General features: G+C 70.6%; 1 protein-coding gene. It reads left to right on the plus strand.

Annotated elements, in window-relative coordinates; all coding sequences use genetic code 11:
- A partial coding sequence (locus AC5RWQ_RS30675) for an alpha-L-rhamnosidase-related protein (RefSeq protein ID WP_494286077.1) occupies positions 1-405 on the plus strand: 405 nt, incomplete at both ends.

Raw genomic sequence — 405 nt, forward strand, 5'->3', positions numbered from 1 at the left:
GTTCTACGCCAAGTGGCTCGGCGACATCGCCACCAGCGCCAACGCCGACGGCAGCCTCCCGTCCGTCGCCCCCGCCAACGGCGGGCAGGGCGCCTGGGCCACCGACCCGGCCTGGGGCACCGCCTACCCGCAGATCATCTGGGACACCTACACGCAGTACGGCGACCGGCAGGTCATCGCCGCCAACTACCCGCAGGTCAAGGCGTGGGTGGACTACCTCGCCACCATCAGCGACACCGACCACACGGTGGTCGCCTCCCCGACCTCCTGGGGCGACGACTGGCTGTCCACCGTCAGCACCCCGCACGACTACTTCCAGACCGCCTTCTCCTACCTCGACGCGACCCTGCTGGCGAAGATGGCCGCAGTGCTCGGCGACAGCGCCGACCGGGCGCACTACAGCGC

It is taken from the genome of Micromonospora sp. BS32 (assembly GCF_059089345.1).